Source organism: Bogoriella caseilytica, assembly GCF_003752405.1.
Classification (GTDB): Bacteria; Actinomycetota; Actinomycetes; order Actinomycetales; family Actinomycetaceae; genus Allobogoriella; species Allobogoriella caseilytica.
Genome location: NZ_RKHK01000001.1, coordinates 2,769,139 through 2,793,427 on the forward strand (window position 1 = coordinate 2,769,139; position 24,289 = coordinate 2,793,427).

A 24,289-nucleotide genomic window follows, 5' to 3' on the forward strand; every position below is an offset into this window, starting at 1 on the left:
ATGACGCTCAAGGTCGATGACCTCAAGGTCTACTACCGCACCCTCGCCGGGGATGTGAAGGCGCTCGACGGCGTCAGCTTCGAGATCGCCGACGGCGAGATCATGGGATTGGCGGGCGAGTCCGGCTGTGGCAAGACCACGCTGGGCAAGGCGCTCATCCGGATGGACGGGCGGATGCGTCATATGGGCGGATCCGTCCACCTGGATGACCGCGAGATGCCGATCGCCGATCACAGCGCCATGCAGGACTTCCGCTTCAAGGAGGTCTCGCTCATCCCGCAGTATGCGATGAGCGCGATGAACCCCACCCGCAAGATCGGCCGCATGATCAAGGAACTTCTGGCCTCGCGCGGAGAGAGTTACCGCGAGATCGAGCCGGAACTCCTGCGCCGTCTGAAGCTCGTTGGCCTCGACACCGAGGTGCTCAAGCGGTACCCGATCGAGCTCTCCGGTGGGATGAAGCAGCGGGTCGTGCTGGTGCTCTCCACTCTCCTGGATCCCTCGTTGCTCATCGGCGATGAGGTCACCTCGGCCCTGGACGTCTCCAGCCAGAAGGCGGTCTCGCGCGCCCTCGTGGAGTTCCGCGACCGCGAGTTCGTTCAGTCCATGGTGGTCATCACCCACGACATCTCGGTCCTCTACCAGATCGCCGACACCATCATGGTGATGTACGCGGGCCATCTGGCGGAGAAGGCGGACACCGAGACCATCATCAACCGGCCACTGCATCCCTACACGAAGGCCCTGATCGGCGCCCTGCCGGAAGTGGGCGTGCGCTACGACGAGCGGCAGAGCCTCGAAGGGATCCCCGGGCGTCCGCCCGGCCTGCTGGACCCGCCTCAGGGATGCCGGTTCCGGGCTCGCTGCCCGCTCGCCGACGACGAGTGCCTCGAAGTGCCGCCGTTCGCCGAGGTCGAACCGGGCCACTCGGTGGCGTGCTGGAAGGTGGGCTGAGATGCTGCGCGTGCGCGATCTGAACAAGGTCTACAAGGTCGGTACTTTCGGCACCGACAAGCTCCACGCTGTCCGCGACGTGTCCTTCGACATCGCTCCCGGTGAGGTCGTCTCCCTGATCGGTGAGTCCGGCTCAGGCAAGTCCACGATCGGCAAGCTCGTGCTCCGCCTGATCTCCACCACCTCGGGAACCATCGATTTCGAGGGCGAGGACATCGCCGGGATGTCGGGCAGGCGTCTGCGGAAGTACTACCAGCGCGCCCAGGGGGTCTTTCAGGATCCCTTCTCGACCTACAACCCGATCTTCAAGGTCGATCGTGCTTTCGACACTCTGCGCAATAACTACTTCGGCTCGATGTCCCGCACGGATTGGGATGAGAAGGTCCGCGAGGCCGTGCGCTCGGTGAGCCTGGAGCCGGAGTCGGTGCTGGGGAAGTACCCCCATCAGCTCTCCGGCGGGCAGCTCCAGCGCCTGCTGATCGCCCGGGCGCTCTTGCTGGACATCAAGCTGCTGGTGGCGGACGAGATCATCTCCATGCTCGACGCCTCCACCCGGATCGACGTACTCAACCTCCTGGGCGACCTGCGCGCCAAGGGCCTGGGCATCCTCTTCGTCACGCACGACCTCTCCCTGGGAAACTACGTCTCGGACAAGGTCGTCATTCTCTACAAGGGTCGCGTGGTCGAATCGGGTATCACCTCGAAGGTGTTCGGCCAGCCCTTGCACCCGTACACCCGCAACCTGCTCGCCTCCGTGCCCCAGTTGGACCGCAAGTGGGACGAGGTCGAGGCCGAGGAAGCCGCCCGTGCGGTCGAACTCGACAAGCACTGCTTCTACCACGAACACCCCGAAACCCTCGAGAAGTCCACCGGCCTGATCGAGGTCGACAACGGCCATCTGGTGGGCTGTTTCGCCATGTCAGCCGACGACCCTTGCCCGATGGGAGCCACCGATGACCGCTGAGCCCACCACCGCGACCCCTGCGTCCGCCGATCTCACGCAGCCGCTCGCGATCTCCACCGATGTGCGGGTGGACCTCGACCCGACGGTGCTGGCTGCGCGCCTGCCGGCCGGGTTCCGGCTCGGCGCCGCGACCTCGTCCTATCAGATCGAGGGCGCCGAGGAGGCCGATGGCCGCGGCCTCTCGATCTGGGATACCTTCTCCCGCGCCCCCGGGCGTGTTCATCTCGGGCAGACCGGTGCTGTGGCGATCGACCACTACCACCGGCTCGAAGAAGACGTCGCCCTCATGGCCGACCTGGGGCTGGAGTCCTACCGCTTCTCCGTGGCCTGGCCGCGCATCATTCCCGACGGCGATGGCGCGGTGGAGCCTCGCGGTCTGGCCTTCTACACCCGACTGGTCGACCTGCTCATCCAGGCCGGTATCGAGCCGGTCGTCACGCTCTACCACTGGGATCTGCCGCAGGCGCTGCAGGACCGTGGGGGCTGGGCCAACCGCGAGACGGTTCACGCTTTCGCCCGCTACGCGCGCGTGGTCCAGGAGGCTCTGGGGGAGAAGGTCAAGGTCTGGACCACGATCAACGAGCCCTGGTGTGCCGCGTACCTCGGCTACGGCAACGGCGTGCACGCCCCAGGGATCACTGACCCGCGCACCGCCATGCGCGCAGCCCACCATCTCCTGCTCGCGCACGGCGTGGCCACCCAGCAGATGCGTGAGGCGGCGCCCGAGTTCAGCTACGGGATCGTGCCCAACCTCTACCCGGTGTACCCGGCCACCCAAGATCCGGCCGACGTCGCCGCGGCCGACACGATCGACGCCCTGCAGAATCGGCAGTGGCTCGATCCGCTGCTGCTCGGGCGCTACCCGGAGGAGATCACCCGCACCCAGCGCCGCTTCGGTGCCGACTCCGCGATCCTGCCCGGTGACCTGGAGCAGATCGCGCAGCCCTTGGACCTGCTCGGCGTGAATTACTACAGCCAGCACCACGTGGCCGCCGAACCGAATCCGGTCCCGCGCTACAACACCGAGCACCCCGGATCGGAGCATGTGCGATGGGTCCGCGGCAATGGCCCGCTCACTGACATGGAATGGACGATCGAACCGCATGGGCTGCGGGACATCTTGATCCGCCTCAGCCGGGACTACTCGGCGCCGCCGCTCTTCGTGACCGAGAACGGTGCGGCCTTCCCCGACGTCGTCGCCGACGACGGTTCGATCCAGGATGCCGACCGGAGGCAGTTCCTCGCCGCGCACATCTCTGCCGTGGTGGAAGCGATCGAGGCCGGGGCGAACGTCACCGGATACACCGCGTGGTCGCTCTTCGACAACTACGAATGGGCCTTCGGATACGCCAAGCGCTTCGGCATCGTGCACATCGACTACGAGACGCTCCAGCGCACCCCGAAGGCGTCGGCCCACTGGTACCGCGACCTCATCGCCGCCCGGCGGCGCTAGCCGGGCGCCGAGCGACATCCTTCCCCCGGGCACTGCGCCCGCACCCGCCTGATTCGACTGGAGCTTCATGACTACCGCGCCTTCGGCCCCCGCACCCACCCTGCCCGCCCGTATGGACCTCACCGGCGCGTGGCGGCTGTCCCTGATCACTCCGGCCTCGGATGCCCCGGCTGAGGTCACGAGCTGGGGCGACATCGCAGCCACCGTGCCGGGCACCGTGCACACCGACCTCATGGCCGCCGGGCTGCTGGAGGACCCGGAGATCGGGACCCGCGAGAACGACCAGCACTGGATCGGACGCTCGGAGTGGAGCTACCACCGCACCTTCACCGTCGTCCCCGGCGAACACGAGCACACCGAGCTGGTCATGGCCGGGCTGGACACCCTCGCGGTGGTCCGCGTGAACGGTGAGGTGGTGGCTGAGACCAAGAACCAGCACCGCACCTACCGCGTGGACGTCACCGAGCTGCTGCACGAAGGAGAGAACACCCTCGAGGTGCGCTTCCGCCCCATCTTCGAGGAGATCGACCGGGTCGAGGGCGAGGTGGGTCTCCTGCCGGCCACCGAAGCCATCCACTACCCCTATGTGCGCAAAATGGCCTGCAACTTCGGGTGGGACTGGGGGCCACGCTTCATCACGGCCGGCATCTGGCGCGAGATCCACCTCGAGTCCTGGTCATCGGCTCGGCTGGGCACGGTCATACCCCTCGCCACCTGGGATCAGGACAGCGGCGACGGCGTGCTCGACGTGGCCGCCACCGTCATCGGTTCCCCGGCCACGGCCCGTCTGCGCGTGACGGCCAGCCGAGACGGTTCCTCCGCCACCACGGAAGAGTCCGTGGGTACCGACGGCGCCTCCGTCCAGCTGCGCGTGCCCCAGGCGGCACCGTGGTGGCCCAGCGGCTACGGAGACCAGCCGCTCTACGACGTCGTGATCGAACTGCTCGACGCGGACGGCGCCGTGCTGGACCGCGTGACGCGGCGGACCGGGTTCCGCACGGTGACCACCGTGGAGCAGCCCGATGGCCGCGGCAGCACCTGGGAGACCTCCATCAACGGCCAGCGTGTACCCGTGCGCGGCTACGACTGGATCCCGGACACCTGCTTCCCCGCCACCATCACCGAGGAGCGCTACCAGCGCCGCATCGACCAGGCGGTGGCAGGCGGGGCGAACATGCTGCGCGTGTGGGGCGGGGGGATCTATGAGTCTGCCGCCTTCTACGAGTACTGCGACGCCCGCGGGGTGCTGGTCTGGCAGGACTTCCTCTTCGCCTGCGCGGCCTACCCCGAGACCGAGGACTACGCCGCCGAGGTCGAGGGCGAGGCTCGCGACGCCATCCAGGAGCGCGCCCACCACCCTTCGCTGGTGTTGTGGAACGGCAACAATGAGTGCACCTGGGGCTATCACGACTGGACCTGGTGGCACGACATCCTGCAGGGCAAGGCCTGGGGCGCCCGCTACTACGGCGAGCTCCTTCCCGCGCTGATCGCCGAGCTGGACCCGTCCCGCCCCTACATTCCCGGCTCACCCTCCTCGGGTGATCTGGAGCAGGCGCCCAATGACGACGCCCTGGGCATCCAGCACCTCTGGGAGGTGTGGAACCAGCTGGACTACGTCCACTACCGCGACCACGACTCGAGCTTCGTGGCCGAGTTCGGATTCTGCGGGCCGCCGACGTGGGCCACGCTGCGCCAGGCGGTGCCCGAGGGCGAGCTCACGCTGCAGAACGAGGAGGTCACCCACCACCTGCGTGCCGCCGACGGCGTGATCAAGCTTGATCGGGGCTTGGCCCAGCATTTCCCGGCACCGGTGCCCGATGCGGTCGGTCTCGGGTGGTCCGACGAGGACTGGCACTACCTCGCCCAGGTCAACCAGGCCCGGGCGCTCACCCTCGGGGTGGATCATCTGCGTGCCCTGCAGCGCAACTCCGGCGTGGTGGTCTGGCAGCTCAACGACTGCTGGCCGGTGATCTCCTGGGCCGCGGTGGACAGCGAGGAACGTCTCAAGCCGCTCTGGTACGCCCTGCGCTCCGCTTTCGCCACCCGGCGGGTGACGGTGCAGCCCACGAGCCTGGGCGCGGATGCGGCCACCCGCGGCGAGGGTGCGCTCCAGCTGGTGGCCGTCAACGACGAGCCGGGGGAGTGGGAGGCAACCGCCCGCGTGCGCCGCGTGAGCTTCACCGGCGAGGTACTTGCCTCCGCAGAGCTCACCCTGACCGCTCCTGCGGCCGGAGTCGCCTCGGTGGAGGTGCCCGCCGACGTGGCCACTCCGGCCGATCCCCGCAGCGAGCTGATCGTGGTCGACACCGACGGTGCCGGAGGCAGCCCGGGCTTCCCCGGCGGCGGTGTGCAGCGCACCACCTGGTTCTTCGAACGCGACAAGGACCTCGACTACCCGCAGGCGCAGTGGGAGGCCAGCGTCACCGAGGTACCAGGCGGGCTCGAGTTGACCGTGCAGGCCACCACGCTACTGCGCGATCTCGCCGTCTTCCCCGACCGGCTGACCGGCCCGGACGGGACAGCGCTCGGGCCGGAGGCGGCGGCCTCAGATCTGCTGCTCACGGTGCTCCCGGGAGAATCGGTGACCATCACCCTGCCCGGTACGCTCCCTGAGCATGCTGAACTGCTGACCTCACGACCCGTGTTGCGCGCGGTCAACGACATCGTCCACCGCTGACGGTCCGGCCCGGAATCCCAGGGTTCCGGGCCGGTCGCCTACAGTCCAGTCCGAGAGGTCCGACCTACCAGGAGAAGGGGCGAGCCGCGATGGCCGCACGCGTCACCATTGGCGAGCTCGCCCGCCGGCTCGACATCTCCACGGCCGCCGTGTCGTACGCCCTGAACGGCCAGTCCGGCGTCAGCGAGGAGACTCGCCAGCGAGTGCGCGCGCTGGCTCAGGAACTCGGCTACCACCCCAGCTCCTCGGCACGAGCACTCTCCCGGGCGCGTTCCGGCGCCATTGGCGTGGTCCTCACCCGGGCTCCGCAACAGATCGGCGTCGAGCCCTACTACATGCAGGTGCTCGCCGGCATGGAGATGGTGCTCGCGGAGTCGGAGATGTCCCTGCTGCTGCGTGTGGTGGACGCCGCTCCCGGCAACGATCTGGAGGTGTACCGGCGCTGGTCGGCCGAGCGTCGTGTCGACGGCGTGGTGCTCTTCGACGAACGCGAGGACGACGCGCGCTTCGGCCTGCTGGAGAGCCTCGGCCTGCCGGCGGTGCTGCAGGGCGGGCCGGTCCGGGGTGCGGAACGCTACGTGCCTCCCGATGACGCGGGCAGCGCGCGGCTCATCCTCGGCCACCTCAGGGAACTCGGGCACCGGGAGGTGCTGCATGTGGGCGGTTTCGGCCAGTTCATGCACGAGCGCCGCCGCTGGCGCTACATCTCGGCAGAAGCCCAGCGCCAGCAGATGCGTGCCTGTCACGTGGCCAGCGACTACACCCTCGAAGGCGGGTTGGAGGCCACTACCACCATGCTGAGCGGCCCGGACCGGCCCACCGCGGTCATCTACTCCAACGACCTGATGGCCATCGGCGGTCTGCGTGCCGCACAGGCCGCCGGCGTCTCGATACCCGGGGAGCTCGCCCTGCTCTCCTGGGACGACTCCTTGCTGTGCACCATCTCCCAGCCGGCGATCACTGCCGTGGACCGTCACCCGCTGGCCTATGGCCGCCGCACGGCGCAGGTGCTGCTCGATGTGATCGAAGGCCGCGAGTCCACCGTCGAGCCGGAGCCGGTCAACGAGCTGCGCGCCCGCGCCACGACCGTGGCCACACGGCCGGCGTGAGGGCGATGCGCTAGGCTCCACGGTGATGTCACACGTGCTGCTCCTTCGGTGCCGCGGCGGGGCCAGGTAAAGGCCGGCTCCTCGTCGCGGCGTTCGCTGTGCCCGGCCCACCAGCGATGAGGAAGCAGCAGACCATGAAGACCCAGCACCACATCACCGCGCAACGGCCCTCGGGAATGCCCACGGCCAAGTATCGCGCCTTCGAGGACGTCAATCCCATCTCCCTGCCGGACCGCACCTGGCCCGATGCGCGCATCACCCGGGCGCCCCGCTGGCTCTCCACCGACCTGCGCGACGGTAACCAGGCTCTGGTCGAGCCCATGGACGCCGAACGCAAGCGGCGGATGTTCGATCTGCTGGTGGCCATGGGCTACAAGGAGATCGAGATCGGTTTCCCGGCCGCCTCGCAGACCGACTTCGACTTCGTGCGCTCGCTGGCCGAGCCCGGAGTGATCCCGGAAGACGTCACCGTCTCGGTGCTCACCCAGGCCCGGCCGGACCTGATCCAGCGCACGGTGGACTCCTTGGTGGGCATGCCGCGCGCCACCGTGCACATGTACAACGCGACCGCCCCAGTCTTCCGCGACGTGGTGTTCCGTAACGACAAGGACTCCACGCGCGAACTCGCCGTGGCCGGCACCCGCGAGGTGGTTGCCCACGCGGAGAAGGTCCTCGGGGACGAGACGATCTTCGGCTTCCAGTACAGCCCCGAGATCTTCGTGGACACCGAGCTGGACTTCGCCCTGGAGGTCTGTGAAGCGGTGATGGACGTCTGGCAGCCCGGGCCGGGTCGCGAGATCGTGCTGAATCTGCCCGCCACCGTCGAGCGAGCCACACCCAACGTCTACGCCGACCAGATCGAGTGGATGAGCCGGAACCTCAGCCGCCGCGAGCACATCGCCCTTTCCCTGCACCCGCACAATGACCGCGGGACCGGAGTGGCCGCCGCCGAGCTGGGCATCATGGCCGGCGCCGACCGGATCGAGGGCTGCCTCTTCGGTCAGGGTGAGCGCACCGGCAACGTCGACCTGGTGACCCTGGGGATGAACCTCTTCAGCCAGGGCATCGATCCGCAGATCGATTTCTCCGACATCGACCGCGTGCGGCGCGTGGTCGAGCAGTGCACGCAGATGAGCGTGCACGAGCGCCACCCCTATGGCGGCGATCTGGTCTTCACCTCCTTCTCCGGATCCCACCAGGATGCGATCAAGAAGGGCTTCGCCGATCGGGACAGGAAGGTCGCAGCCGCGGGCGGCGAGGACCGTGACGTGGTCTGGGACCTGCCCTACCTGCCGGTGGACCCCAAGGACGTCGGCCGCAACTATGAGGCGATCGTCCGCGTGAACTCGCAGTCCGGCAAGGGCGGTGTGGCCTACCTGCTCTCGGCCACGCGGAGCCTGGATCTGCCGCGCCGTCTGCAGATCGAGCTCTCGAGCATTGTCCAGCGCCACAGCGATACTGCCGGCGGGGAGATCTCCGCGGAGCGGCTCTGGGAGATCTTCGCCGACGAGTACCTCCCGTACAACACCCTCGACAGCTTGCGGCCGTGGGGGCGCCTCTCCCTCGAGGCCACGTCGCTGGTCAGCGCCGGGCAGGGCCAGGAGTCCGTGCTGGAGCTCACCATCGTGGACAACGGCGTACAGCGGACCCTGACCGGCACGGGGAACGGCCCGATTGATGCCTTCGTCAAGGCTCTGGCCTCCGGCGGCATCGAGGTGGAGGTGCTGGACTACGCCGAGCACGCGCTGTCCACCGGTGGTGATGCGACGGCGGCCTGCTACGTGGAGTGCCTGGTGGGGGAGCAGGTGCTGTGGGGTGTGGGAATCGACCCCTCGACCATGTCGTCGTCCTTCAAGGCGATCATCTCCGCCATCAACCGGGCCTTCCGCTGAGAGGACGTCCGCGGATGCAGCCCACGACAGGTGCGGCGGGGAGCTGGTCGGCTCCGCCGTCCCGAATGCGGGCTGTCGCCCGTTCTCGGAGCGAAGGGCCGGGTGCCCTCCCGCCGGGCGCCGGGCCCCTGCACGTGCTGCGCGATTGGACGCTGCCCCAGCCATGGGTGGCCTCGCAAGACCTTGGCATCCTGGGGAAGAGCCCGGGCTTCTTCGAGGACTCCCTCGGAGTGCTTGCCGAGCCCGGCGGTGCCGTGAGCGTCGCGGTCCATGACGGGCCGCTCCCGGAGTCGATCGCCGCGGTGGCCCAGCGCCGGGCCCGGCACCGCCCGCCCCCCACGGTGTTGATCGAACGGCGTGCGCTGCGGTGCCCGCCGCCGGTGGCGCTGCGTCGATGGCGCGAGGCGGCGGGGGAGAGCGAGGCCTCGGGTCGGCCCGCGAGCGGACTGTCCAGTCCGCGCGAGGTGCGCATGGCGACCGCGGGGGTGTACCAGGTTGCCCTGGTGCGCACCCGGCCCTGGCTGGCTGCCGGCCCCGGAGTGCGGGTCAGCGCCGTGCTGATCATGGACGGCGTCCGTGACGCGCTCGTGCTGACCATGACGTGGGACGACGAGGACGGCATGGAGGCGCTCGACGCCTTGGCCATACGCACCGTGCAGCAGCTCGGTCTCCAGATCGACCCGCCCCCGGAAATGGCCGCCGAGCTGCTCGCTCATGCGCCTGGGCGGCAGGCCGGGCGGATCCCCCGGCAGTGGAACGGAGTGTCCACGCCCGCGCGGGCGGGAGCTCCGGCGCTCCGGGCGGTGACGCAGGGACTGAGCGCCGGAGTCCGGGGTGTGTTCGGGGATCGCTTCGTCATCCCCTGCCTCCTCGTCTGGGTACTCGGCGTGACCGTGCTCGTGGCGCAGGTTCTCGCGGCCGGGACCGCCGTGGCCAGTGTGGTGGCCACCAGCGTGCTCATCGCGGCCTGTGTGCTCCCTTACCTGCTGGCGTGGCGTGCGTGGACGATCCTGCACGGTCTGGTCACCGACCCGGTGGACCGCACCATGCGACTCCCCGCACAACGGATGCGACCCACCGGGCTCTGGTACTACCTGGCCACCGCGGCGATCCTGGGTGCCGCGCTCTTCGTGAGCATGGTCGGAGGGCTGATGGGTGCGCTCCCGATCCGCCAGGGCGCCGCTCTCGTGGCGTGGACTGCTGGGCACGTGCTGCTGGTGGCGCTGGAGCACCTTCGGCCCGGCACTCCGCGGCTTCGCCGATGGTGGCAACAGCGCGCGTCGGCCCGCCTGGGCGCCGCAACACTGCGAGAATGACACGGTGAAGCTCTACCGGGACGAGGCTGTGGTGCTGCGCACGCACAAGCTCGGTGAGGCCGATCGGATCATCACGCTGCTCACCCGCGAGCACGGCCAGATCCGCGCGGTGGCCAAGGGAGTGCGCCGCACCTCCTCACGCTTCGGTGCGCGCCTCGAGCCCTTCAGCGTGGTGGACGTCCAGCTCCACCGTGGTCGCAGTCTCGACGTCATCACCCAGGTGGAGACCATTGCCCCGCACGGGCGCAAGCTCGGCGCCGACTACGGCCTCTACACCACCGCCACCGTCATGGCTGAGACGGCCGAGCGGCTCACCGAGATCGAGGGCGAGCCCGCACCCCAGCAGTACCTGCTGATCGTCGGTGGGCTGCACGCTCTGGCCACCCGCCGCCACGCCTCCACCTTGGTGCTGGACTCCTACCTGCTGCGGGCCCTGGCTGTCGCCGGATGGGCGGTCAGCTGCTTCGACTGCGCACGCTGTGGCCGCGAGGGACCGCACCAGGCCTTCTCCCCGGCCGGTGGCGGCGCCATGTGTGCGACCTGCCGGCCGCCCGGCTCGGCGTCACCGGCGCCCCAGACCATCACGCTCCTAGGTGCTCTCCTCAGCGGGGACTGGGCGGTGGCCGAAGCCACCGAGCCCATCCACCGCCGGGAGACCTCCGGGTTGGTGGCTGCCTACCTGCAGTGGCATATGGAGCGCCGGCTGCGGTCCTTGCCCCTGGTCGAGCGAGGGGCGTGAGCACTCCCGTGCCTGCCACTCCCATCGCACCGCCTCCGCACCCGTCCGGGGCCCGCCCGCCGCTGATCCCCCCGGAACTGCTGCCTCGCCATGTGGCGGTGGTGATGGACGGCAACGGCCGCTGGGCGAATGCGCGCGGTCTGCCCCGCGTGGAGGGCCACAAGGCCGGGGAGGCCTCGCTGCTCGAGGTGGTGGCCGGTGCCATCGAGCTGGGCATCACGCACGTGAGCGCGTACGCCTTCTCGACCGAGAACTGGAAGCGCAGCCCTGAGGAGGTGCGCTTCCTGATGGGTTTCAATCGCGATGTGCTGCGCCGCCGGCGCGACGAGATGGACTCCTGGGGTGTGCGGGTCCGCTGGTCGGGGCGGCGAGGCCGGCTGTGGAAGTCGGTGATCAGAGAACTTGAGACGGCCGAGGAGCAGACCCGGCGGAACACCGTCTGCACCTTGACGATGTGCGTGAACTACGGCGGCCGGGCTGAGTTGGCCGATGCCGCCGCCGAAGTCGCTCGGCGCGCCGTTGCCGGTGAGATCAAGCCGGATCGGATCACCGAGAAGACTCTGGCCCGCTACCTCGACGAACCCGACCTCCCCGATGTGGACATGCTCCTGCGCACCGGCGGGGAGCAGCGGACCTCGAACTTCCTGCTCTGGCAGTCTGCCTATGCCGAGATGGTCTTCCTGGATACTGCGTGGCCCGACGTCGACCGCCGCACGCTGTGGGAGGCGGCCGAGATCTACGCACGCCGGGACCGCCGCTACGGCGCAGCCGTGGACCGCATGGCGAACCACGGCGCGCGCCGCTGAGCTACCGACCTACCATCCGCCGGAGCCGTGTGAGAGCGCACGAGCCCTGGAGAGGACACAGGTGGAAACCCAACTAGAGAACGTTTTGGCCGACGTGCAGCGGCGCAACCCCGGTGAGACCGAGTTTCACCAGGCCGTTCGCGAGGTCTTCGATTCCCTCGGCCCCGTGCTGCGCAAGCACCCCCAGTATGTGGATGCCGCGGTGCTGGAGCGGATGTGTGAACCCGAGCGCCAGATCATCTTCCGTGTGCCCTGGGTCGATGACGCCGGCCAGGTGCGGATCAACCGTGGGTTCCGCGTGGAGTTCTCCTCTGTTCTCGGCCCCTACAAGGGCGGGCTGCGCTTCCACCCCTCGGTGTACCTCGGGATCGTGAAGTTCCTGGGATTCGAGCAGGTGTTCAAGAACTCTCTCACCGGCATGCCGCTCGGTGGAGGCAAGGGCGGATCCGACTTCGATCCTCGTGGACGCACCGACGGCGAGGTCATGCGTTTCTGCCAGTCCTTCATGACCGAGTTGCACCGGCACCTGGGTGAGCACACCGATGTGCCCGCCGGCGACACCGGGGTGGGCGGCCGGGAGATCGGTTACCTCTTCGGGCAGTACAAGCGGATCACCAATCGCTACGAGTCCGGTGTGCTGACCGGCAAGGGCCTGACCTGGGGCGGCTCCCTGGTGCGCACCGAGGCCACCGGTTACGGCACGGTCTTCTTCGCCCAGCACATGCTGGCCACTCGCGGACTCGAGCTGGACGGTCGCCGGGTGATCGTCTCGGGCTCCGGCAATGTCGCGGTGCATGCGATCGCCAAGGCACAGCAGCTCGGCGCTCGGGTGGTGGCCTTCTCCGATTCCTCCGGCTACGTGGTCGACGAGCGCGGGGTGGACCTGGAGCTGCTGCGGCAGATCAAGGAGCTCGAGCGCGGCCGGGTCTCCGACTATGCCGAGCGGCGAGCGTCAGCACGGTTCTCCACCGAGGGCAGTGTCTGGCAGGTCCCCGCCGAGGTGGCCCTGCCGTGCGCCACGCAGAACGAGATCACCGTCGAGGCCGCTCGCTCTCTGGTGAGCAATGGTGTGCTCGCGGTGGCCGAAGGTGCGAACATGCCGACCACACCGCAGGCGGTGGCGGTCCTGCAGGGTGCGGGCATTCTCTTCGGCCCGGGGAAGGCGGCGAACGCGGGGGGCGTCGCTACCTCGGCCCTGGAGATGCAGCAGAACGCCACACGTGACTCCTGGACCTTCGAGTACACCGAAGAGCGGCTGGCCGTGACGATGGCCGACATCCACGACCGCTGCGTGACCACCGCGGAGGAGTACGAGGCTCCCGGCAACTACGTGCTGGGCGCCAATATCGCCGGCTTCACCAAGGTCGCGGATGCCATGATCGCCCTCGGAGTGGTCTAGCGCGGGTGGCGCGCGGGGCTGGGACCCTCAGCTCGGCGTGGTGTCCTCCGTGACTCGCCGCTCCCGCGAGTACGCCACCAGTACCACGGCGATCGCCGTGGTCGCGGGAATCGCGAAGACCAGCCCCACCGAGGAGACCAGGGTGCGGACCACTTCGTCGGCGATCTCTCCGGCCATCAGCGTGTCCAGGACGGGGCGCTGGATCAGCGAGGCCATCATCAGCACCGGCAGCGCCGTGCCCACGTAGGCGAATGCCAGGGTGTACACCGTCGAGGCGATGTGATCCCGCCCGATGCGCATGCCGCGCATCATCAGGGTGCGCCGCGGCGTGGCGGGATTCGCGGCGTGGAGCTCCCACACGGCCGAGGCCTGGGTGATCGTGACGTCGTTCAGAGCGCCCAGTGAGGCGATGATCATGCCGCACAGCAGCAGGTCACCGAGGTTGAGATGCGGGAACTCCAGCGCCAGGTAGGGCGCGGCCTCGGAGTTGGTGCCCAGCAGGTTGGCGGCCCGCGTGGACCACGCGGCCAGTGCCAGCGTCACGCCCAGAGCGGCGAAGGTGCCCAGGAGCGCGGTCGTGGTGCGGATGGAGATGCCGTGCGCGAGGTACAGCGAGAGGAACATGACCGCCGCCGCACCCACGAGGGCCACCAGCACCGGGGGTGAGCCGAGCATGATGGCGGGCAGCACGAAGACGACGATCACGAGCAGCGAGGAGCCGAGACCGGCCACGGCGGCCAGGCCGCGCCAGCGCGCCACCAGCAACACCACCGCGAGATAGATCAGCGCCAGCCAACCCACCGGAGCGCTGCGCTCGAAGTCCCAGAAGACGTACGGGCTGCCGGTGCCCAGGGCCTCGGGTGAGAAGAGCAGCTGCAGCACGTCGCCCTCGGACACCCCGCCGGCGATCACCTCCGGGGGGACCTGTACGGGCACGAACTGACCGGCACCGGATCCGCTCAACAGCTCGACGCGCACCTGCCCGCCGGCCGCGCCGACGTACTCACCTGGGGGCGCACCTGATTCAACGTCCTCGGGATCGGTGAGGACTTCCACGACCTCGCCTGTTTCGATGCTCATCCCCGAGGTGGTGATGGGAATCGACCGGATCGGCGTCTCACCACGCGGCCATAGGGCCACCATGCCCACGAGAGTGGCGATCAGCAGCGGGATGACGATGGCCAGCAGGATCGTGCGGACCTTGCGCGTCTGGGCACGGGGGAGGTCGAGGCCACCGGAGTGGGAATGGCCGTGCGCGGCGCCACCGTCCCCGTGCTCCCCGCCGCCGTGAGCCTGCGCGGCCCCGGAACCGGTACTGCGCTCCGGGCCGCGGGCGCGCCGTCTCGATCTGTGCTGCTCAGTCACTGGTCCATCGTGGCCGCCGGGCCCGTCAGCAACCGGGCAGGCGCGCCGCCAGGTAGTCGCGCACCTGGTCCAGCGCCACCCGCTCCTGAGACATCGAGTCCCGTTCGCGAATGGTCACCGCTTGATCCTCGAGCGTGTCGAAGTCGACCGTGACGCAGTACGGCGTGCCGATCTCGTCCTGCCGGCGGTACCGCTTGCCGATGGCCTGAGTGATGTCGTGGTCCACGGTCCAGTACCCGCGCAACTCCGCGGCCAGCTTCTCGGCTGTGGGGAGCAGCTCCGCCGACTTCGACAGGGGCAGCACGGCGGCCTTGACGGGGGCCAGGCGCGGGTCCAGGCGCAGCACGGTGCGCTTATCGACCCCGCCCTTGGCGTTCGGGGCCTCGTCCTCGGTGTAGGCGTCCACCATGAAGGCCATCAACGAGCGTGTCAGGCCGGCAGCCGGCTCAATGACGTAGGGGGTCCAGCGTTCGCCGGAGGCCTGGTCGTAGTAGCGCAGGTCCTGCCCGGAGTGCTCGGAGTGGGTGCGCAGGTCATAGTCCGTGCGGTTCGCGATGCCCTCGAGCTCGCCCCATTCACCGCCGGTGAATCCGAAGCGGTACTCGATGTCGACGGTGCGCGTGGAGTAGTGGGAGAGCTTTTCCTGCGGGTGCTCGTAGTGGCGCAGGTTGGCCGGGTCGATGCCGAGCGAGGTGTACCACTCGGTCCGTGCGTCGATCCAGTACTGATGCCATTCCTGGTCCTCGCCGGGCTTGACGAAGAACTCCATCTCCATCTGCTCGAACTCGCGCGTGCGGAAGATGAAGTTCCCGGGAGTGATCTCGTTGCGGAAGGACTTCCCGATCTGCCCGATGCCGAAGGGCGGCTTCTTGCGGGCCGAGGTCATCACGTTCGCGAAGTTGACGAAGATGCCCTGCGCGGTCTCCGGGCGCAGGTAGTGCAGGCCGGACTCGTCGTCGAGCGGCCCCAGGTAGGTCTTCATGAGGCCGGAGAAGGCACGTGGCTCGGTCCACTGGCCGCGCTCGCCGGTCTCGGGGTCGGGGATCTCCTCCCAGCCGCTGGGCTCGCGCCCGTGCTTGGCCTCGAAGGCCTCCCAGAGATGATCGGCGCGGTAGCGCTTGTGAGTGACGGTGGATTCCACCAGCGGGTCGGTGAAGACCTCCACGTGCCCGGAGGCTTCCCAGACCTTCTTGGGCAGGATGATCGAGGAGTCGAGCCCGACGACGTCGTCACGGGAGGTGACCACTGTGCGCCACCACTGGCGCTTGATGTTCTCCTTCAGCTCCACGCCCAGCGGGCCGTAGTCCCAGGCGGAGCGGGATCCGCCGTAGATCTCCCCGGACTGGAAGACGAAGCCGCGCCGCTTGGCGAGGGAAATGACGTTGTCGAGCTTGCTGGCCACAGTGATGCTCCCGAGGTCGTGGCTACCGCTGGCTGCGGCAGGCCGGTGTTCCCGCGCCTGGCTGGCGCGGAGCTGCGGGATCACCGTACCCAGGGGGAGTGGCCGCAGCCGAATGGATACTCCGGTGGCGGCTCTAGCCGTGCCGCACCTCACGGGCGCCGTTCTCGCCCGCGCTGCAGCGGACTGGTAATTTGAGAATCGTGTTCAGTTACTTCCCGAAGACGGCCGCCGCCGGCCTTGCCGCGGCCGCCGTACTGACCGCGTGCGCCGGCGAGAACGGCACCGCCTCCGATCCGGACGGAGAACTGCAGATCGTCGCGGCCATGTACGCGCTGGAGTTCCTCGCCGACGAGATCGCCGGGGAGCGCGCGGAGGTCACCTCCCTGACCCCGGCCGGTGTCGACCCGCACGATCTGGAGCTCACCACCAGCGCTGTCGTTCAGCTCGACGAGGCCGTGGTGGTCTACCTCTCCGGCTTCCAAGCGGCTGTCGACGACGCCGTCGCCGCCACCGACCCGATGGCGGCCCTGGATGTGGCCGGGCCGGCCGATGTCACGGCCTTCGACGCCGATGGCCAGCCCATCGAGGGCACCAGCGTGGACCCGCACTTCTGGCTCGACTTCGATCGCATGAGCGCCGTGGCAGAGTACGTCGCCGCAGAACTCGGCGAGATCGACCCCGAGGGCGCCGAGCACTACGCCGAGCGCGCCGAGGCGCTCCAGGCCGACTTCGCCGCCCTCGACGCCGAGTACTCCGAAGGACTCGCCGAATGCGAGACCCGGACCGTGGTGGCGGCTCACGAGGCTTACGGCTACCTCGCCTACAACTACGACCTGGAACAGATGGGCCTGTCCGGGCTCGATCCAGAATCCGAGCCCTCACCGGCGAGACTCGCCGAGGTGCGCCGCGTGGTGGAGGCGTCAGGCGTGAGCACGATCTACGCCGAGGACCTGATCAACCCGGCGGTGGCGGAGGCCTTCGCCCAGGATCTGGGTATCTCGGTGGCCATGCTGGACCCGGCCGAGATGGAACCCGAGGGCGGGGACTATCGTCAAGCCATGCGGGACAATCTGGAGGCGCTGCGCGAAGGACTGGGCTGCGCGTGAGCACGCCGGCGATCCGTACCTCGGGGCTGACCGTCCTGCTCGGCGGCCACCGGGTGCTGAACGACGTCTCCCTGGAGATCGCCAGCGGAGAGTCGGTGGCCTTGTTCGGCGCCAACGGATCGGGGAAGTCCACCCTGGTGCGCGCCCTGCTCGGCCTGGTCCCGATCACGGCGGGCCGCGCTGAGGTTCTCGGAACGGTCCTGGGATCACGGACCCAGCGCGTGCCGTGGCAGCGCGTGGGATACGTGCCGCAGCGGATCACCGCTTCCGCCGGTGTTCCCGCCACGGCAGAGGAGGTCGTGGCCTCCGGCCTGCTCTCCTTCCGGCGGCTGCGCATCGGACGTTCCGGCCGGGAACAGGCGCGCGCTGCCCTGGCTGAGGTGGGTCTGGCCGACCGGGCGAAGGAATCGGTGCAGATCTTCTCCGGCGGGCAGCAGCAGCGCGTACTCATCGCCCGAGCCCTCGTCCGTGAGCCGGAGTTGCTCGTCCTCGATGAGCCACTGGCTGGGATCGACCACGACTCCGCCGATTCCTTGGCGGGAACCATCACCATGCTGCGTCAGCGGGGCACCACGGTGCTGACCGTGCTCCACGAACCCGGAGTGCTCGGCCCCCTGGTCGAACGCGCCATCATGCTGCGTGAGGGGCGGGTGATTCACGAAGGCCCGGTGCCCGCTCCGGAGCCAGGCCACGAGGACCCCGCACATGATCACGTGCATCCGCACGTGAGCAGCGAACCTGCCACACACGGCAGGAATCTCGGCCTGGATGCACCGCTCCCGCAAGGTGAGCGCCACCGGGAGGACGCCGCGCATCGTGGCGAGCAGGGAGCGTCGTGATGAGCCTGATGGACACACTCGCGGAGATGCTCCGCACGCCTCTGATGCAGCGGGCCCTGCTGATCGCCGTCCTCGTCGGCCTGGCCGCCCCGGTGATGGGCACCTACCTTGTGCAACGCCGTCTGGCCCTGCTGGGCGACGGCATCGGGCACGTGGCCCTGACCGGCGTCGCCGCAGGATGGCTGGCCGGTGCGGCTGCCGGCTGGGCCGACCAAGGCGCGCTGGCCGTGCCCGGCGCGATCGTGGCCTCGGTGGCCGGTGCGCTGCTGATCGAGGCGGTGCGCGCTCGTGGCCGCACCTCGGGCGATGTGGCCCTGGCGATTCTGTTTTACGGCGGTATCGCCGGAGGAGTGCTGCTCATCACCCTGGCCGGTGGGACCACCGCGAATCTCAACGCCTACCTCTTCGGCTCCATCGCCGCCGTCACGACCATGGACGTGTGGCTGACCCTGGGCCTGGCCACCTTGATCATCGGCGTGGGGGTGGGGCTGCGCGGACCGCTCTTCGCCCTGTGCCACGACGAGGAGTTCGCCCGGGCCGCCGGCCTGCCGGCGAAGGCCCTCACGGTGCTGATCGCGGTCATGGCCGCGCTCACCGTCTCGGTGTCCATGCGCGTGGTCGGTGTTCTCCTCGTCTCTGCGCTGATGATCGTGCCGGTGGCCACCTCGCAGCTGCTGGCTCGGTCCTTCCGGGGCACCATGGGCGCGGCGATGGTGATCGGCCTGGTGGTGTGTGTGAGCGGACTGGTCCTCACCTACCTCTACCCGCTCTCACCCGGCGCGACCATCGTCGTGCTCGCGATCGGCCTGTACGCCGTATCCTCGATAGTGCGCCCGCTGCTCTCGCGCCCCCGCCCGGTGGACCACGTCGCAGCGAGCAGCTCGACGTCATAGCCACACGAAGGAGGGTCGCGATGTTGCGGAAGACCCGACAGCGTTCCGCGGTTCAGGATCTGCTCGACCGCACAGAAGACTTCCGCAGTGCGCAGCAGCTGCACGAGGAACTGCGCGCCACCGGTGAGACCGTGGGTCTTGCCACGGTCTACCGCACGCTGCAGTCCCTGTCCGAGGCCAAGGCCGTGGACGTCCTGCGCACCGACGATGGCGAGGCCCTCTACCGCCGCTGTGCCGGCTCCGGCCACCACCACCACCTGGTGTGCAAGGAATGCGGCCGTACCGTCGAGATCGAGGGCGCTCCGGTGGAGACCTGGGCCCGGCAGGTGGCTCAGGAGAACGGTTTCGTGGATGTCGACCACGTCGCAGAGCTCTTCGGCACCTGCGCGCCGTGCGCGGAGGACGACTCACCCGGCGCCGAGGCCGCAGCATCGCCATCGGCGGATGACGCCGCCCCCCACCGGGCCTGACCCCTCCGCGCGTGATTCCCGATGACAGCAGTCCCTTCTGGGTGCTCTTCATCGTCTTCTACTGCGTGGGCTTCTTCCGCACACTGGCCACGTACTGGATCGCGCGCGTGGTCTCACGCTGGACCTTGCAACGCACCGGCCCGCAGCGCCCCTGGGTCGCGCGGGTGCAGACCTGGCTCGACTCGGACACGGCCGACAAGGGTGTGGCCGTCGTCCGCCGCTGGGGCGTGCCGGCAGTGCCGCTGTCCTTCCTGCTGACGGGCACCAAGACCGTGGTCAATGCCGCTGCCGGAGTGCTGCGGATGCCGATGAGCCGTTACCTTCCGGCGCTCGCCATCGGATCGGCGGGGTACGCCGTCATCTACGCCACCATCGGCTGGGGCGCCTGGGTGGCCGTGGTGGCAGCCGCCGCGGGCTCGCCCTGGGCCATCGGCGCCATCGCCGGGGCTGTGCTCGCCGCGGTGAGCGTGATCATCCTCAAGCGCCGCACAAAGCGGCGGGACACCAGCTCAGACGAAGAAGGCGCCACAATAGAGGGATGAGCACTCCAGGTCTGCGCGTCGGTGCCCTGCGCGCCGGTAGCCCCATCGTGCTGGCGCCGATGGCCGGGGTGACCAATCCGCCCTTCCGCAAGCTGTGCCGGGAGGCGGGCATCGAGGGCGTGCGGGCCGCTGGTCTCGGCCCCGTCGAGGCCGCAGCGGTGCCGGGTGCCTATGCGCCGGCCGGGCTCTACGTCACCGAGATGATCACCTCGCGAGCGCTCGTGGAGCGCACACCGGAAACCATGCGGATGATCGCGGCCGATCCGGAGGAGCCCATCCGCTCGGTCCAGCTCTACGGCGTCGACCCCGCCACCGTGACCGCGGCGGTGCGCATGCTGGTGGCCGAGGATCACGCCGACCACGTCGACCTGAACTTCGGCTGCCCGGTGCCGAAGGTGACGCGGAAGGGCGGGGGAGCGGCCCTGCCATGGAAGCGCGATCTCTTCGAAGCGATCGTGCGCGGCGCGGTGACGGCCGCCCGCGAAGCCAGCCAGGCGGCGGGGCGTGAGCGTGAGGTCCCGGTGACGGTCAAGATGCGCATGGGCATCGATGACGGTCACCTCACGTACCTCGATGCCGGCCGCCGGGCTGAGCGCGCCGGGGCCGCGGCCGTGGCGCTGCACGCCCGCACCGCCGCTCAGCACTACTCCGGCAACGCCCAGTGGGAGGCCATCGCGCGGCTGAAGGACGCGGTGCGGAGCATCCCCGTGCTCGGGAACGGCGACATCTGGGCCGCCGAGGACGCCATGGAGATGATGCGCCGCACCGGCTGTGACGGCGTCGTCGTCGGACGGGGGTGTCAGGGGCGGCCCTGGCTGTTCACCGATCTGGTCGCTGCCGCCCATGGTTCCCCGGTGCGAGTGCGCCCGGGAATGGCGGAGGTGGCCGCGGTGATCCGCCGGCATGCGGAGCTCATGATCGAGTACTTCGAGGACGAGAATCGCGGGCTGCGTGAGCTGCGCAAGCACATGGCGTGGTACCTCAAGGGTTACGCCGTCGGAGGGCCGGCCCGGCGCGATCTCGCCCTCGTCTCCACCCTGGCGGAGCTGGATGAGCGCCTGGCCGCGCTCGATCTGGACCAGCCCTATCCCGGGGCCGGCGCCGAAGGCCCGCGCGGACGTGCAGGAACGCCCAAGGATCCGCATCTGCCGGAGAACTGGCTCGCCAGCCAGGAGATCGACGAGCAGCTCCGGGCCGTGATCGCCCAGGCAGAATTGTCCATCTCCGGCGGCTGAACCCTCGCCGAGCTCAGCCTGCCGCTGCGCCCAGACTCATCCCGTCCGCTGGGCCCAGACGGTGACGTCGGTGGGCACGGCTGCGCCCTCCAGTGGGCCAGAGGCCACGAGGACGGTCCAGCCGGCTGGCAGGTCCACTGGGGCAGCGCCGATGTTGGTCATCACGAGGACGTCGGCGCGCGTGCCGGCCGGGTCCTTGCTGACCAGTGCCACCACGTCCGGGGAGGCCAGATCGGGGTGATCCTCGAGCGTGGCCGTGCCCAACTGCCGCTCGCGGCGCACTCGGAGCGCCAGCCGGTAGAGCTCCAAGGTCGAACCCTCCCGACCGGCCTGGGCATCCGCTGCGTACTCGGCCCAGTCAGCGGGCTGCGGGAGCCAGGACGCGCCGGTGGGGGAGAATCCGTACGCCGGTCGCCCGGCCTCCCAGGGGATCGGCACCCGGCAGCCGTCCCGGCCGATCTCCGAACCACCGGTTCGCTGGAAGGTCGGATCCTCGCGCACATGCGAGGGCAACAGGGTGTGCTCGGGTAGTCCGAGCTCCTCACCCTGGTACAGATAGGCCGAACCGGGCAGGCCGAGCATGAGTAGCGTCGCGGCGCGAGCTCGGCGCAGGCCCTTCTCGCGATCAGGTTGTGGGTCGCTGGGGCCGATGCCTTTGTTCGGGCCCACCTTGTCGGTGATCCCATCGAAACCGAGGCGCGAGGCGTGGCGCACCACATCGTGGTTGGAGAGCACCCAGGTGGTGGGTGCCTCCTCGGCGTCATTGACCTGGTAGGACTCAGCGATGACCGAGCGGAGCTCCCCGGCGTGCCACGGCGTGGTGAGGAAGGCGAAGTTGAAGGCCTGGTGCATCTCATCGGACCGCACGTAGCGCGCCAGCCGCGGTAGGGGGTCCACCCAGGCCTCGGCCACGAGGATCCGATCCTCGTACCTGTCCACCACCTGGCGCCACGACCGGTAGATCTCGTGCACGCCGTTCTGGTCGAAGTACGGCGGCATGGCCGGGTTGTCGTCGCTCTCCTGCTGGGAGGCGTCCACACCGCCCACCATCTCGACGCGGCCGGTCCAGTCGGGGAGGCCCTCGGCCTTGATCATTCCGTGCGCCACGTCGACCCGGAACCCATCGACGCCGCGGTCGAGCCAGAAGCGCAGAATGTCCTCGAACTCCGCCCTGACCTCAGGGTTCTGCCAGTTCAGATCCGGCTGGGAGGAATCGAAGAGGTTGAGGTACCACTGTCCGTCCTCGGCCCAGGCCGACCCGGGAGCATCGGCACGCTCGCGCACCCGGGTCCACGCCGGCCCGCCGAAGACGGACTCCCAGTTGTTCGGGGGCTGTGCGCCGTCCTCGCCGCGCCCCTCGCGGAACATGTAGCGCTCGCGCTCAGCCGATCCGGGGCCTGCGGCCAGCGCCTCGCGGAACCAGGCGTGCTCATCCGAAGTGTGGTTCGGCACCAGATCGACGATGACCTTCAGGCCGAGTTCATTCGCGCGGGCCAGCATGGCATCCGCATCCGCCAGGCTGCCGAAGCGCGGGTCGATGTCGCGGTAGTCGGCGACGTCGTAGCCAGCGTCCTTCTGCGGCGAGCGGTAGAAGGGCGAGAGCCACAGCGCGTCGACGCCGAGATCGGCCAGGTGCTCCATGCGGGAGGTGATGCCGGGAAGGTCCCCCATGCCGTCGCCGTCGCCGTCGGCGAAGGAACGCGGATAGATCTGGTAGATGACGGCTTGCCGCCACCACTGCTGGTGCTCAGGGCGCTGGACATGGAGAACGCCCTCAGCGGTGGGGGAGAGGGGGGTGGACATGGAACTCCTCGGCGGTTCGTGGGGCTGGTGCGTGCGTTTGCCGTGCCGCCGGCATGGCTCCGGCGGGCTGCCTGGGGCTGGGCGAGGCGGAGCGGCCCAGCTGAGGCGGAGCTTCGCTCAGGTGAGAGCGAGCCAGACGGTGGTGTCACCGGGAAGGATGACCTCTCCTGGTGAGGACGGTGGCAGATCGTCACTGGCCTCGAGCACCCGGCGGTCCGAGGGCACCACGATCGTCTCGCTGGAGAAGTTGGTGAGCACCAGCAGGTCGCGAGTGAGCAGAGCCAGTGTCGAGGAGCCCGGTGCGTCACCGACCCAGGCGAGCGGGCCGGTGGCCAGGGCGAACTCCTCGCGCAGGCGCAGGGCGCGGCGGAGGCGTTCGTAGCGGGAGCCGGCCTCGCCCCGCTGGATCCGCACGGCTTCAGCCACTTCTTCGATGGCGCCGACGGCACTCTCGGCCCGGGGGATCAGGCCGACTCCCTCACCGTGGCGCAGGTAGATGGAGCCGGGGATCCCCATCATCAGCAAGGTCGCTGCCCGGCGTCGGCGCGCCGCCACCTCGTCCCCGTCGCCCAGACCCCAGGGAGCTCCGCCGAGCCGGGTCAGTGTCCATGCGGCCACGGCACCGGCTGCCTCACGCTCGGCGTAGGCGGCGCTGAGTGTGGTGCGTACGGCCTCGGCCTCCCAGGGCACCTGGGCGGCACGGTCGTCGCGTGTGAGGTGCATCCAGTGCTCGAGCAGGTGCTCGGCCACGGAGGCCATGTCGTGTGAGGACACCGCTGCGGAGATCACCGCGTCTCCCTCGGCGACCAGCGCATGGAGCTGGCCGAGGGAGGTCAAGGCTGCCGAGCCCGGATGGTCGAGGGTGCTGGGGAGCATGCCGATATCGAGGCCGTCGACTCCGCACTCGAGCCAGGCTGCGGCGCGCCCGACCAGATGGTCCTCGGCCACGGCCTCACCGGGGTGCGCGGCGAGGGAGATGACGACCTTGACGCCGCGTTGGTGGGCACGGCGGACCAGTGCGGCGATCTCCTCGCGTGCCTGGCCGGGATCGACGGCGGGATGGATCTGGATGGAGTTCGCACCCAGGCGTGCCACGTAGGAGATCTCGCGGGCGAGCGCGGTGAAGCCAGGGCCGTCGAAGGGGGTGGCGAACTCCAGCACGACAGCGCGGCGCCACCACTCCACCTGCCCGCGGGTCGCGCGGTGAACCAGGGTGGTGACCACGGTGCCGGCGGGCTGAGTGGGCGCGGGTGCCGCATCGGGTGGTGAAAGCTTGGACATTGGGGCCATTGTGGCCGAGATTACGCCCTCGCGCGCGACATTGC

20 protein-coding genes are annotated in these 24,289 nt (G+C 69.3%); 16 read left to right on the forward strand and 4 right to left on the reverse strand.

What is annotated here, in order from left to right:
• The 10 genes from EDD31_RS12395 to gdhA all read left to right on the forward strand — a co-directional run bounded on the left by EDD31_RS12395 (window position 1) and on the right by gdhA (window position 13,309).
• Window positions 1-954, forward strand: a complete 954-nt coding sequence (locus tag EDD31_RS12395) for an ABC transporter ATP-binding protein (RefSeq protein WP_123304426.1) — start codon at window positions 1-3, stop codon at window positions 952-954.
• Window position 955: 1 nt separating this feature from the next.
• The gene (locus tag EDD31_RS12400; RefSeq protein WP_123304427.1) at window positions 956-1,918 is read left to right on the forward strand and encodes an ABC transporter ATP-binding protein; all 963 of its coding nucleotides are present in this window, start codon (window positions 956-958) and stop codon (window positions 1,916-1,918) included.
• A complete protein-coding gene (locus tag EDD31_RS12405; RefSeq protein WP_123304428.1) occupies window positions 1,908-3,371 on the forward strand; it encodes a GH1 family beta-glucosidase in 1,464 nt (487 codons plus the stop codon). Before EDD31_RS12400 ends, EDD31_RS12405 begins: the two co-directional genes overlap by 11 nt.
• A 67-nt stretch (window positions 3,372-3,438) precedes the next feature.
• Entirely contained in the window at window positions 3,439-6,048 is a 2,610-nt protein-coding gene (locus tag EDD31_RS12410) for a glycoside hydrolase family 2 protein (protein ID WP_123304429.1), read from the forward strand.
• Between the two features lie 89 nt (window positions 6,049-6,137).
• Window positions 6,138-7,157, forward strand: a complete 1,020-nt coding sequence (locus EDD31_RS12415; protein WP_123304430.1) for a LacI family DNA-binding transcriptional regulator — start codon at window positions 6,138-6,140, stop codon at window positions 7,155-7,157.
• A 134-nt stretch (window positions 7,158-7,291) separates the two neighbouring features.
• Window positions 7,292-9,049, forward strand: a complete 1,758-nt coding sequence (gene leuA / locus EDD31_RS12420) for a 2-isopropylmalate synthase (RefSeq protein WP_245991183.1) — start codon at window positions 7,292-7,294, stop codon at window positions 9,047-9,049.
• A gap of 14 nt (window positions 9,050-9,063) precedes the next feature.
• Window positions 9,064-10,365, forward strand: a complete 1,302-nt coding sequence (locus EDD31_RS12425; protein ID WP_148058950.1) for a hypothetical protein — start codon at window positions 9,064-9,066, stop codon at window positions 10,363-10,365.
• A gap of 4 nt (window positions 10,366-10,369) precedes the next feature.
• The gene (gene recO / locus EDD31_RS15015) at window positions 10,370-11,104 is read left to right on the forward strand and encodes a DNA repair protein RecO (protein WP_123304432.1); all 735 of its coding nucleotides are present in this window, start codon (window positions 10,370-10,372) and stop codon (window positions 11,102-11,104) included.
• Window positions 11,101-11,910 (forward strand): isoprenyl transferase, encoded by an 810-nt coding sequence (locus EDD31_RS12435; RefSeq protein ID WP_245991185.1) that lies wholly within the window; start codon window positions 11,101-11,103, stop codon window positions 11,908-11,910. The genes recO and EDD31_RS12435 overlap by 4 nt, the downstream gene beginning before the upstream one ends.
• A 61-nt stretch (window positions 11,911-11,971) precedes the next feature.
• The gene (gene gdhA / locus EDD31_RS12440; RefSeq protein WP_123304433.1) at window positions 11,972-13,309 is read left to right on the forward strand and encodes an NADP-specific glutamate dehydrogenase; all 1,338 of its coding nucleotides are present in this window, start codon (window positions 11,972-11,974) and stop codon (window positions 13,307-13,309) included.
• A 27-nt stretch (window positions 13,310-13,336) separates the two neighbouring features.
• Here the strand turns inward: gdhA and EDD31_RS12445 are convergent, their stop codons facing one another.
• Together EDD31_RS12445 and EDD31_RS12450 are read right to left on the reverse strand one after the other, a co-directional pair.
• Window positions 13,337-14,674 carry a YibE/F family protein gene (locus EDD31_RS12445; RefSeq protein WP_123304434.1) on the reverse strand — a complete coding sequence of 446 codons (1,338 nt, stop codon included), beginning with the start codon at window positions 14,672-14,674 and terminating at the stop codon, window positions 13,337-13,339.
• Window positions 14,675-14,699: 25 nt separating this feature from the next.
• The gene (locus EDD31_RS12450; protein WP_123305525.1) at window positions 14,700-16,082 is read right to left on the reverse strand and encodes a glycine--tRNA ligase; all 1,383 of its coding nucleotides are present in this window, start codon (window positions 16,080-16,082) and stop codon (window positions 14,700-14,702) included.
• Between the two features lie 194 nt (window positions 16,083-16,276).
• On the opposite strand from EDD31_RS12450, the gene EDD31_RS15020 reads away from it, so the two are divergent.
• Genes EDD31_RS15020 through dusB form a run of 6 tightly spaced genes read left to right on the forward strand, consistent with a single transcriptional unit; the run spans window position 16,277 to window position 21,161 of the window.
• Entirely contained in the window at window positions 16,277-17,182 is a 906-nt protein-coding gene (locus EDD31_RS15020; protein WP_245991187.1) for a metal ABC transporter substrate-binding protein, read from the forward strand.
• The gene (locus EDD31_RS12455; RefSeq protein ID WP_245991188.1) at window positions 17,179-18,021 is read left to right on the forward strand and encodes a metal ABC transporter ATP-binding protein; all 843 of its coding nucleotides are present in this window, start codon (window positions 17,179-17,181) and stop codon (window positions 18,019-18,021) included. The genes EDD31_RS15020 and EDD31_RS12455 overlap by 4 nt, the downstream gene beginning before the upstream one ends.
• Window positions 18,021-18,914 carry a metal ABC transporter permease gene (locus EDD31_RS12460; protein WP_211336120.1) on the forward strand — a complete coding sequence of 298 codons (894 nt, stop codon included), beginning with the start codon at window positions 18,021-18,023 and terminating at the stop codon, window positions 18,912-18,914. The genes EDD31_RS12455 and EDD31_RS12460 overlap by 1 nt, the downstream gene beginning before the upstream one ends.
• 20 nt (window positions 18,915-18,934) lie before the next feature.
• The gene (locus EDD31_RS12465; protein ID WP_123304436.1) at window positions 18,935-19,384 is read left to right on the forward strand and encodes a Fur family transcriptional regulator; all 450 of its coding nucleotides are present in this window, start codon (window positions 18,935-18,937) and stop codon (window positions 19,382-19,384) included.
• An 11-nt stretch (window positions 19,385-19,395) separates the two neighbouring features.
• Window positions 19,396-19,926 carry a DedA family protein gene (locus EDD31_RS12470; RefSeq protein ID WP_170163298.1) on the forward strand — a complete coding sequence of 177 codons (531 nt, stop codon included), beginning with the start codon at window positions 19,396-19,398 and terminating at the stop codon, window positions 19,924-19,926.
• Entirely contained in the window at window positions 19,923-21,161 is a 1,239-nt protein-coding gene (gene dusB, locus EDD31_RS12475; protein ID WP_123304438.1) for a tRNA dihydrouridine synthase DusB, read from the forward strand. The genes EDD31_RS12470 and dusB overlap by 4 nt, the downstream gene beginning before the upstream one ends.
• Before the next feature lie 36 nt (window positions 21,162-21,197).
• On the opposite strand, the gene EDD31_RS12480 is transcribed toward dusB, so the two are convergent.
• Window positions 21,198-22,964, reverse strand: coding sequence for a glycoside hydrolase family 13 protein (locus EDD31_RS12480; RefSeq protein ID WP_123304439.1), 1,767 nt, complete (start codon window positions 22,962-22,964; stop codon window positions 21,198-21,200).
• A gap of 117 nt (window positions 22,965-23,081) precedes the next feature.
• Window positions 23,082-24,245 (reverse strand): alpha-amylase family protein, encoded by a 1,164-nt coding sequence (locus tag EDD31_RS12485; RefSeq protein WP_123304440.1) that lies wholly within the window; start codon window positions 24,243-24,245, stop codon window positions 23,082-23,084.
• Between the last annotated feature and the right edge of the window lie 44 nt (window positions 24,246-24,289).

Bases quoted from the DNA above. Each gene is read 5' to 3' on its own strand.
- EDD31_RS12480 (WP_123304439.1), bottom strand. From the start codon at position 22,964: ATGTCCACCCCCCTCTCCCCCACCGCTGAGGGCGTTCTCCATGTCCAG.
- EDD31_RS12400 (WP_123304427.1), top strand. From the start codon at position 956: ATGCTGCGCGTGCGCGATCTGAACAAGGTCTACAAGGTCGGTACTTTC.
- EDD31_RS12405 (WP_123304428.1), top strand. From the start codon at position 1,908: ATGACCGCTGAGCCCACCACCGCGACCCCTGCGTCCGCCGATCTCACG.
- EDD31_RS12460 (WP_211336120.1), top strand. From the start codon at position 18,021: ATGAGCCTGATGGACACACTCGCGGAGATGCTCCGCACGCCTCTGATG.
- dusB (WP_123304438.1), top strand. From the start codon at position 19,923: ATGAGCACTCCAGGTCTGCGCGTCGGTGCCCTGCGCGCCGGTAGCCCC.
- leuA (WP_245991183.1), top strand. From the start codon at position 7,292: ATGAAGACCCAGCACCACATCACCGCGCAACGGCCCTCGGGAATGCCC.
- EDD31_RS12425 (WP_148058950.1), top strand. From the start codon at position 9,064: ATGCAGCCCACGACAGGTGCGGCGGGGAGCTGGTCGGCTCCGCCGTCC.
- EDD31_RS12410 (WP_123304429.1), top strand. From the start codon at position 3,439: ATGACTACCGCGCCTTCGGCCCCCGCACCCACCCTGCCCGCCCGTATG.
- EDD31_RS12395 (WP_123304426.1), top strand. From the start codon at position 1: ATGACGCTCAAGGTCGATGACCTCAAGGTCTACTACCGCACCCTCGCC.
- EDD31_RS12465 (WP_123304436.1), top strand. From the start codon at position 18,935: ATGTTGCGGAAGACCCGACAGCGTTCCGCGGTTCAGGATCTGCTCGAC.
- EDD31_RS12415 (WP_123304430.1), top strand. From the start codon at position 6,138: ATGGCCGCACGCGTCACCATTGGCGAGCTCGCCCGCCGGCTCGACATC.
- EDD31_RS12485 (WP_123304440.1), bottom strand. From the start codon at position 24,245: ATGTCCAAGCTTTCACCACCCGATGCGGCACCCGCGCCCACTCAGCCC.